Here is a 9,537-nt window from a genome sequence, read left to right as displayed (position 1 = left end):
CAGCGCCGGGGCGCGCTCGCTCTCCCCCAGCCCTCAGAGGCGGTCCGTGAAGGCCTCCTTGAGGGACTCTGGGTCCCTCAAGGAGGCCTTCACGGACCGTCGCCGGCTACCTGGGTGGCCAGGGCAGCACGACGGCAGCCGAGCCACCACCCCGGCGGGTGGGTTCGGCCGCGGCGAGCCACCGGCCGTCCCGCAGCCGTTCGACGCCGGTCGCCGCCCCGATCTCCCCGGGCGTCGTCGAGAAGCCCTGTCCCTTGGCCTTCAGCGCCTTGAGCACCTCGGTCTGGTCCAGGAACGCCTGCTCCACCTGCGCGGCCGTCGAGTTCCGCTGCGAAGCGCGCGGTTCGGCGATCGCGTCGACCAGCTTCAGCCCGCGGTCGATGCGGCCGGTGAGGATCTGCAGCACCGTGGTGATGATCGACGCGCCACCGGGCGAGCCGACGGCGAGGAACGGCTTGCCGTGATCGAGCACGATGGTCGGCGCCATCGACGAACGCGGCCGCTTCGCCGGGCCCGGCAGGTTCGGGTCGGGCACGCCCGGCGTCACCGGGGTGAACGAGAAGTCGGTCAGTTCGTTGTTGAGCAGGAACCCGCGGCCCGGCACGACGATGCCGCTGCCGCCCTCCTGCTCGATGGTCAGCGTGTACGCGACGACGTTGCCCCACCGGTCGGCGACCGTGAGGTGCGTGGTGTTCTCGCCCTCATACGGCGTCGGCGCGGGGTTCGTCCCCGCCACGCACGGCGTGGGCTTGCGCGGGTCGGCCGGCGCGACCGGGCTCGTCCCGGCCTTGCCGGGGTCGATCAGGCACGCGCGGCTGTCGGCGAACTTCTGGCTGATCAGCTCCTTCGCCGGGACGTCGACGAAGGCCGGGTCGCCGATCCACCGGTTGCGGTCGGCGAAGGCGTAACGGGTCGACTCCAGGAAGTAGTGCAGGTAGTCGGCCTTCTCCAGCTTCGAGAGCTTCGTGTTCTCGAGGATGTTCAGCGCCTCGCCGACGGTCAGCCCGCCGGACGACGGGGCCGGCATGCCGTAGACGTCGAGCCCGCGGTACCGGGTCTTCGTCGGCTTCCGCTCGACCACGCGGTACTTGGCGAGGTCGGCCGCGGTCATGTCGCCGGGGCGCACGTTCAGCGTCGACGCCGGGTCGACCGGTGGCTTCCGCACCGTGTCGACGACGTCCGCGCCGATCGGGCCGCGGTAGAGCACGTCGGTGCCCTTCGCGGCGAGCTGCGCGTACGTACCCGCGAGGTCCGGGTTCCTGAACGTCGACCCGACGGCGGGCGGTGCGCCGCCGGGCAGGTACAGCGACCTGGTCGACGGGAACGCCGAGAAACGGGCGGCGTTGTTCGCGATCTGGGTGTTGAAGGTCTGGTCGACGGTGAAACCCTTGCGGGCGAGGTCTTCGGCGGGCTTGACCGCCTTCGCCAGCGACCTGGTCCCCCATTTACGCAGGGCTTCGTCCCAGGTGGCGGGCGTGCCGGGCACACCGACGCCCAACCCGCTGGTGACGGCTTCGGAGAATGGGATCGCCTTGCCGTTCTCGACGAAGAGGTTCTCGTTCGCCGTCGACGGTGCGGTCTCGCGTCCGTCGAGGGTGTGCACCTTGCCGGTGCGCGCGTCGTAGTAGACGAAGAAACCGCCACCACCGAACCCGGCGGAGAACGGGTCGGTGACGCCGAGCGCGGCCGCCGTCGCGACGGCCGCGTCGACGGCGTTGCCGCCCTCACGCAGGATCTTCGTGCCGATCGCGGTCGCGTCCGCGTCGATACTCGACACCGCGCCCAGGTAGCCGACGGCGGTCGGGGACTTGGGTGTCGGTGGTGCCGCCGCCGCGATACCCGGCGCGGCGGCGCCGACCAGGGCGGCGATCGCGGTGACTGCGGTGATGCGTCCCAGAGTGCTTCTGTGCGCGGCCATGGCGCGAGTCTGCCCCGCCTGTCCACCCCGGACAAGACCCGGCCGGACCTGCGAACGTCGGTAGTGCGGCCCGGCCTCGATGAGCAGAATGCGGCCCATGAAGACTCCCGGCAGGCGGTGGGGCGTGCTCCTCCCGCTGCTCATCGTCCTCCCCGTCCTCGCGGTCCCCGGCGTCGCACAAGCCGAAGACATCCGTGCCTGCTTCGACGACTCCGTCGCGATCACCGTCGAGGAGAAGCGGCTCACCGCGACCATGCCTTCCGGCGGCCCGGCCGTCGGCCCGGAACTCGTCCGGCTCGCCGGATTCGACCAGCTCGTCTCCGACTTCACGACCCGCCTTTGCGCGACGAGGACCGCCTTGCGTGCGGAGAAACTCGCCGAGACCACCGGTGACGGGCTCTGGCGCACCGCGGTCGACCGCGCGCAGGGCCGCCGTCCGGATCTCGGCACCATCGACAAGGCCGACGACCGCCCGCTCTACTGGGCGCGCCTGCAGATGAGCAAGGCGCTGCGGCAGTGGACGCCGCGCTTCCCGCTGTCCGAGCCCGCCCGCGCGGAGCTGCTGAAGTCGTTCGACTTCGGCGCCCGCGGTCTCGACGACGCCCGTTTCCCGTCCGGCCCGAAGCTGCGCCGCGTGCTGGTGAGTGGCTTCGACCCGTTCACCCTCAACGGTGCGGGCGTCCGCATCGCGAACCCGTCGGGCGCGGCCGCGCTACATCTGGACGGCAAGGTGATCCAGACCCCGACCGGACCGGCGCGGGTGCAGGCCGTCTCGTTCCCGGTGGTGTGGAGCTACTTCGACGCCGGGATCGTCGAGGCGGCCTACGGTCGGGCGTTCCAAGACCGCTTCCGCCGTCCGGAGCTGATCATGACGATCAGCCAGGGCCGCCCCGGCAGGTTCGACATCGAGCGGTGGGCCGGTGCCTGGCGCGGTGGTTCGCCGGACAACCTCGACGAGCCCGTCCGCGGCCCGGTCCCGCCCGCCGACGGCTGGCCGCAGCCGGACGTCCAGTTCATCGAAACCACGCTGCCGTACGAAAAGATGCTCGCCGCGCCCGCCGGGGCGTACCAGGTGCTGTACAACCAGGCGTTCTGCGTCTGGCCGGACAGCACGAAGCCCGGGACGGGGACGGCGGTCTGCCGGACGGACTCGCCCAAGCCGGGCGAGATCGCCGCTTCGGGCGGGGGCGGCAACTACCTGAGCAACGAGTCCATGTATCGCAGCAACCGGCTCCGGACGGGCCTCGGTCTTACCGGGATCGCGGGCGGTCACCTGCACACGCCCGTCCTCGGTACCCCCGCCGATCCTTCGGCCCTGACCGACGCCGACTTCGAGGCACGACGGGCGGCGATCTCCTCGCAGATCGTCACCCTGCTCACCGCCGCCCTGGGCGGCTCCGCCACGAAGCCCGCTTCGCCCGCTCCGGGCTCCTCGGCCCGCGCCGACGTCCTCGCCACCCCCGGCACGACCCTCTGACCCCTTGCATTTAGTCCTCTGAATGCGGTCCTTGCACGCGCAACTACCGCATTCAGAGGACGAAATGCGGGGGTTAGATGAGCTCCAGGGGGTCCAGCTGGATCCGGATGGGCTCGGACGCCTTCCGGGCGTCCCGGCGCGCGGCCGCGGCGTGGACGGCGGCGGCGAGCGCCTTCCCGTCCGGACGCGCGACGCGCACCAGCGCCCGTTCGCGTTCGGCGTTGCCGTCCTCGTCGACCTCGCCGAGCGGCACCGGGCCCAGCACCTCACCGGTCTCTGGGAGGGCGAGGTCGTCTAGCAGCCCGGCGACCGCGTCCGGCGTGCCCTCGATACTCGCCATCCGCATCGCGGGCGGGAACCCGAGTTCGCGCCGCTCGGCCAGTTCCAGGCTCGCGTGCCAGCCCGGGTCCCACCGCACCAGCGCCTGGACGACCGGCAAACCCGCTTCCGCGCCGACGAACACCCGGCCGCCCTCGGTCCCCGGCCGCACCAGGGCCGCGGCCGCCATCCAACGACGCAGGGTCTCCTCCCCTGCTCGCAGGTCCTGCCGTCCGAGCAGCGCCCAGCCGTCGAGCAGCAGCGCCGCGCCGTAGCCGCCTTCCGCGACCGGCTCGGCTCCCGGCGTACACACCACCAGCGCCGGTTTTCCGGGCACCGACGCCAAAACCTCCGTCGCGCCCGAGGTCCGCACGGGGAACCCGGAGAACGCCCGGCCCAGTTCTTCCGCGGTCCGCTTGGAGCCGACGACGACCGCCCGCAGCCGGACGGAACCGCAGGCGGCGCAATGGAAGTTCGTCTCGGGGACACCACACCACCGGCAGGCGGGCGGTCTCGGCGAGCCGTCGATCAGCCCGCCGGGCAGGGACAGCGGGCCGGCGCAACGACGGCAATGCGCCGACGTCCGGCAGTTGCCGCAAGCGAGCCCCGGGACATAACCGCGACGCGGAACCTGGACCAGCACGGGGAAGCCACCGGCCAGCGACTGCCGCGCCGCCTCGAACGCGACCGACGGGAGGCGCGCGGCCTTCGCCGCTTCGTCCCGGGCGACGTCGAAGTCCTCGCCGACCGGCGTGACCCGCGGCGCGGCGGCCCGCAGCTCGGGGCGGGCCGCCACCAGAGGCTGCGCCCAGCCCGATTCGACCAGGAACTGCGCCTCGGCGGTCCGCGCGAACCCGGCGACCAGCATGGAGCCCTTCGCGGCGTGCGCGCGATCCATCAGCACGTCGCGGACATGGGGGTACGGCGCGTGCTGGTCGAGGTGGACGTCGTCGCCGTCGTCCCACACCACGAACAGACCGGGATCGGCGACCGGCGCGAACATCGCCGCGCGCGTGCCGACGACGACGCGCACCGCGCCGCGCAGCACCGCCAGCCACCGGCGATAGCGCTCGGCCGGGCCCAGCCCTGCGATCAGCGCGACCACGGAATCGGCGCCCAGCAAGGAAACACAGGCGTCGTGAAGCCGCGTCAGGTCACGATGGTCGGGAACGACCATGAGGACACCCCGGCCAGCCGCGGCCGCGACGGCGGCGGCTTCGGCGAGACGGCGAGGCCAGTCCTCGCCCGGTAGCGCCTGCCAGACGGCGTTGGCGGGACGCCGTTCCGCGACGGCCTCCAGGAACGCCGGGCCGCTCTGGTACTTCTCCCAGGCGGTGGTTCCGGGCGGCTCCGGGATCGGTGCGGGTTCGGCGGGCGGTTCGGCCTCGACCTTCGCGTGCCGGGACGGGATCGCCAGGCGCAGGACGTCGCTGAGCGTGCCGCCGTACCGGTCCGCGACGGACCGGCAGAGCGTGTGCAGCGCCGGAGGCAGCACCGGCTCGCTGGAGGTCACCCGGTCGATGTACGCGAGCTTCCCGGTGAACTCCGTGGTGTCGGCGCGTTCGACGAGATACCCGTCGACGAGCTGGCCCGCGAACCGGACGCGGACCCGGCAGCCGGGTACGGCGGCTTCGTGCAGCTTTTCGGGGATCCGGTAGTCGAAGGTGCGGTCGAGGTGCGTGAGCGGGATGTCCACGACGATCCGCGCGACCGGGTTCTCGGGCGCGGGGTTCTGCGCGCCGCGACGGCTGGCCGTTTTCGCGCGCGCCGGCTTGGCCTTCCGCGCCGGCTCGGCTTTCGGCTCCGGAAGGTCCCACAGCGGGGTCGGTTCGGGACTGCTGCTCACCCGGTGATCTCTACCAGACTCCCCCGTCACCGGCCGTACCGCGTGGCCCGGTGCCCGAACGTGCTTGAAGCACACAGCCCGAACGCCGTGAAGGCCTCCTTCCCCACCCTCAAGGTAGGCAAGGAGGCCTTCACGGACCTCGAAGCGATCAGGCGCCCGCGGCCGACTTCAGGTCCGCGGCCCGCGCCGTGCTCTCCCACGGGAGCTCCAGCTCCGGACGGCCGAAGTGGCCGTACGCGGCCGTCGGCGCGTAGATCGGGCGAAGCAGGTCGAGGTCGCGGATGATCGCGGCCGGACGCAGGTCGAAGACCTCCTGGATGGCGGCCTGGATCTTCGACGGGTCGACCGTCTCGGTGCCGAAGGTCTCGACGAAGAGGCCCACCGGGGCCGCCTTGCCGATCGCGTACGCCACCTGGACCTCGGCGCGCGAGGCGAGCCCGGCGGCGATGACGTTCTTCGCCACCCAGCGCATCGCGTACGCGGCCGAGCGGTCCACCTTGGACGGGTCCTTGCCGGAGAACGCGCCGCCACCGTGACGGGCCATGCCGCCGTAGGTGTCGACGATGATCTTGCGGCCGGTCAGCCCGGCGTCGCCCATCGGGCCGCCGATGACGAAGCGGCCGGTCGGGTTGACCAGCAGCCGCACGTTGGAGGTGTCGAGCCCGAGCTCGGCGATCTCCGGGGCGACCACGTGCTCGCGGACGTCGACGCCGAGCATCTGCTCCAGGTCGATGCCGTCCGCGTGCTGGGTGGACACGACCACCGTGTCGAGCCGCACCGGCTGGTCACCCGCGTACTCGATGGTGACCTGGGTCTTGCCGTCCGGACGCAGGTACGGCAGCACGCCGTCCTTGCGGACCCTGGTCAGCCGCTGCGAGAGCCGGTGCGCCAGCGCGATCGGCAGCGGCATCAGCTCGGGGGTGTCCGAGCAGGCGTAGCCGAACATCAGGCCCTGGTCGCCCGCGCCCTGGCGGTTGATCTCGTCTTCGTCGGACTCGACCCGGGACTCGTACGCCGTGTCGACACCCTGCGCGATGTCCGGCGACTGGGAGCCGATCGCGACGTTGACGCCGCAGGAGTTGCCGTCGAAACCCTTGGCCGAAGAGTCGTAGCCGATCTTCAGGATCACGTCGCGGACGATGGTCGGGATGTCCGCGTAGGCCTCGGTGGTCACCTCGCCGGCGACGTGCACCTGCCCGGTGGTGATGAGGGTTTCGACCGCGACCCGGCTGCGCGGGTCCTTCGCCAGCAGACCGTCCAGGATCGAGTCGCTGATGGCATCACAAATTTTGTCGGGATGACCTTCGGTCACCGATTCCGACGTGAACAGTCTGCTCGTGGACGCGCTCACGGTGGCCGTCACTCCCTCACCTAGACGTCTGATGCCCAGTAAGTTAGGCACCCCTCAGCTTGCAATCAAGCCTACTGACTATCGCTTGGGGGACTCTCAACGCTTCATCAAGGTCACAACAGCATCCCACAATGTGGACGCGAGTTCGGCCTTGGCGCCGAGAGGGATGGGGATTTCGGTGCCGTCCGCCCCCAGCAGCCAGCCCGAGTTGTCCTCGGTCCCGAAGGCCTTCCCCTCGCCGACGGCGTTCACCACCAGCAGGTCCGCGCCCTTGCGCTTCAGTTTGACCCTGGCGTGATCGAGGACGCCACCCTTCTCGTCCCCGGTTTCGGCGGCGAAACCGACGACCATCTGGCCGTCCGTCCGGTTTCGCACCAGTTCGGCCAGGATGTCCGCGTTGCGCGCGAGTTCGACCACGGGGTCGGGCGCGTCGTCGGATTTCTTGATCTTGTGGTCCGCCCGGTTGGACGGCCGGAAATCGGCGACGGCCGCGGCCATCACCACGACGTCGGCGGTCGCGGCCTCGACGTGCATCGCCTGGCGCAGCTCCTCGGCCGTCGACACGTGGACGACCTTCGCGCCCGCGGGCTCCGGCAGCGCGATGGTGTGCGCGGCGACCAGGGTGACCTCGGCGCCGCGCTGGGCGGCGACGCGGGCCAGCGCATAGCCCTGCTTGCCCGACGAGCGGTTGCCCAGGTACCGGACGGGGTCCAGTGGCTCGCGGGTTCCTCCCGCCGAAATCGCCACGCGTACGCCTTCGAGGTCGCGCGGCAGGGCTTTCGGCACGGCGAGCAGGAGCCGGGCGAGGTCGACGATCTCGGCCGGGTCGGCGAGCCGTCCCTTGCCGGTGTCCTTGCCGGTCAGCCTGCCGGCGGCGGGTTCGGCGACGACCAGGCCGCGCGAGCGCAGCAGCGCCACGTTGTCGCGGGTGGCCGGGTGCTCCCACATCTCGGTGTGCATCGCCGGGAAGAAGGCGACCGGGCACCGGGCGGTGAGCAGGGTGTTGGTCAGCAGGTCGTCCGCGATGCCGTGCGCGGCCTTGGCGAGCAGGTTCGCCGTGGCGGGCACGACGATCACCAGGTCGGCTTCCTTGCCGACGCGGACGTGCTGGACCTCGGGCACTTCGGTGAACACGCCGGTGTGCACCGGGTTCCCGGACAGTGCCTCGAAGGTGGCCGCGCCGACGAAGTTCAGCGCGGCTTCGGTGGGGACCACGCGGACGTCGTGACCGGTTTCGGTCAGTCCGCGAAGGACCTCACAGGCCTTGTAGGCGGCGATCCCGCCGCCCACGCCCAGTACGACGCGAGGCTTATTCACCCTCGGTGTGCTCGAGCAGGCCGCCGTGGATCTCGCGCAGGGCGATGGAGAGCGGCTTCTCGCGCGGGCCCGGCTCGACCAGCGGGCCGACGTACTCCAGCAGGCCTTCGCCCAGCTGGGCGTAGTAGTCGTTGATCTGGCGAGCGCGCTTGGCCGAGTAGATCACCAGCGCGTACTTCGAGCTGACCTTCTCGAGGAGGTCGTCGATGGGCGGGTTGGTGATGCCTTCGAGCTCTTCGTGCAGCGTGGCCTGAGTCGTCACTCGTGGTGCTCCGAATCTTCGGTAGAGATGTCGCCGGTTATCAAGTTTAGCAACTGCTCGGCGGCCTCTCGCACGTCGGCGTTGACGACGCGCTCGTCGAACTCCCCGGCGGCGGCGAGTTCGCGTTCGGCCTCGGCGAGCCTGGCCTTCACCGCGGCCTCGTTCTCGGTGCCGCGGCCGGTCAGCCTGCCGACCAGTTCTTCCCACGACGGCGGCATCAGCATCACCAGCCGGGCCTCCGGCATCGCCTTGCGGACCTGCCGGGCGCCCTGGAGTTCGATCTCCAGGATGGCGTTGCGGCCTTCGGCGAGCACCCGCTCGACGGGCCCGCGCGGGGTGCCGTAGCAGTTGCCCGCGAACTCGGCGTGTTCGAGCAGTTCGCCGCCGGCGACCATGCGGTCGAACTCGGCCCGGTCGATGAAGTGGTAGTGCTCGCCGTCCACCTCACCCGGCCTCGGCTTCCTGGTGGTCACCGAGACGCTGAAATAGATCTCCGGATCCAGCTTGCGCAGCTCCTTCGCCACGCTCGACTTCCCGACCCCCGAAGGCCCTGAGACGACCGTGAGCCGGTGCCGGGAAGAAACTCCCGCCACCGGCTCACCGCCGCGGTCAGCGCCCGGGTTCACCGGGTGGTCCTGACCGGTGCCGCTCACTCGCCGCTGAATTCGGCCAGCAGCGCCTTGCGCTGCCGGTCGCCGAGGCCGCGAAGACGACGGCTGGGTGCGATCTCCAGTCGTTCCATGGTCTGCTGGGCACGGACCTTGCCGACGCCCGGAAGAGCCTCGAGCAGAGCCGAGACCTTCATCTTGCCGAGGACTTCGTTCTCCTCGGCCTGCTTCAACACGTCGACCAGAGTGGTACCGCCCCGCTTCAGCCGCTCCTTCAGCTCAGCACGGATGCGGCGGGCGGCGGCGGCCTTCTCCAGCGCCGCAGCGCGCTGTTCCTCTGTCAGCTGGGGAAGTGCCACGTTTTCCTCCGGTAGTTCTCAAATCTGGGTGGGTGTGGCGACGGTACCCACCCGTTACCTCGGCCCACAATGCGGGGGTGG

8 protein-coding genes are annotated in these 9,537 nt (G+C 71.0%); 1 reads left to right on the top strand and 7 read right to left on the bottom strand.

Annotated elements, in window-relative coordinates; all coding sequences use genetic code 11:
- Positions 1–106: 106 nt before the first annotated feature.
- A complete protein-coding gene (gene ggt, locus ACZ3HL_RS05985; RefSeq protein WP_465529133.1) occupies positions 107–1,918 on the bottom strand; it encodes a gamma-glutamyltransferase in 1,812 nt (603 codons plus the stop codon).
- Between the two features lie 88 nt (positions 1,919–2,006).
- On the opposite strand from ggt, the gene ACZ3HL_RS05980 reads away from it, so the two are divergent.
- The gene (locus tag ACZ3HL_RS05980) at positions 2,007–3,395 is read left to right on the top strand and encodes a pyroglutamyl-peptidase I (RefSeq protein ID WP_465529050.1); all 1,389 of its coding nucleotides are present in this window, start codon (positions 2,007–2,009) and stop codon (positions 3,393–3,395) included.
- 73 nt (positions 3,396–3,468) lie between these two features.
- Here ACZ3HL_RS05980 and ACZ3HL_RS05975 read toward each other — a convergent pair whose 3' ends face one another.
- The 6 genes from ACZ3HL_RS05975 to mihF all read right to left on the bottom strand — a co-directional run bounded on the left by ACZ3HL_RS05975 (position 3,469) and on the right by mihF (position 9,456).
- Complete coding sequence (locus tag ACZ3HL_RS05975; RefSeq protein ID WP_465529048.1) at positions 3,469–5,559, bottom strand: primosomal protein N'; 2,091 nt, start codon at positions 5,557–5,559, stop codon at positions 3,469–3,471.
- 148 nt (positions 5,560–5,707) lie between these two features.
- Complete coding sequence (gene metK, locus ACZ3HL_RS05970; RefSeq protein WP_199745477.1) at positions 5,708–6,910, bottom strand: methionine adenosyltransferase; 1,203 nt, start codon at positions 6,908–6,910, stop codon at positions 5,708–5,710.
- Positions 6,911–7,006: 96 nt separating this feature from the next.
- A complete protein-coding gene (gene coaBC, locus ACZ3HL_RS05965; protein ID WP_465529046.1) occupies positions 7,007–8,227 on the bottom strand; it encodes a bifunctional phosphopantothenoylcysteine decarboxylase/phosphopantothenate--cysteine ligase CoaBC in 1,221 nt (406 codons plus the stop codon).
- Complete coding sequence (gene rpoZ / locus ACZ3HL_RS05960; RefSeq protein WP_005152353.1) at positions 8,220–8,489, bottom strand: DNA-directed RNA polymerase subunit omega; 270 nt, start codon at positions 8,487–8,489, stop codon at positions 8,220–8,222. Before rpoZ ends, coaBC begins: the two co-directional genes overlap by 8 nt.
- Positions 8,486–9,142, bottom strand: coding sequence for a guanylate kinase (gmk, locus tag ACZ3HL_RS05955; RefSeq protein ID WP_465412319.1), 657 nt, complete (start codon positions 9,140–9,142; stop codon positions 8,486–8,488). The genes rpoZ and gmk overlap by 4 nt, the downstream gene beginning before the upstream one ends.
- The gene (mihF, locus tag ACZ3HL_RS05950; protein ID WP_003096398.1) at positions 9,139–9,456 is read right to left on the bottom strand and encodes an integration host factor, actinobacterial type; all 318 of its coding nucleotides are present in this window, start codon (positions 9,454–9,456) and stop codon (positions 9,139–9,141) included. Before mihF ends, gmk begins: the two co-directional genes overlap by 4 nt.
- Positions 9,457–9,537 lie beyond the last annotated feature (81 nt).

Source organism: Amycolatopsis sp. NPDC000009 (assembly GCF_055563465.1).
The sequence above is the reverse complement of the archived record's forward strand: the minus strand, read 5'-3'. Positions and strand labels throughout refer to the sequence as shown.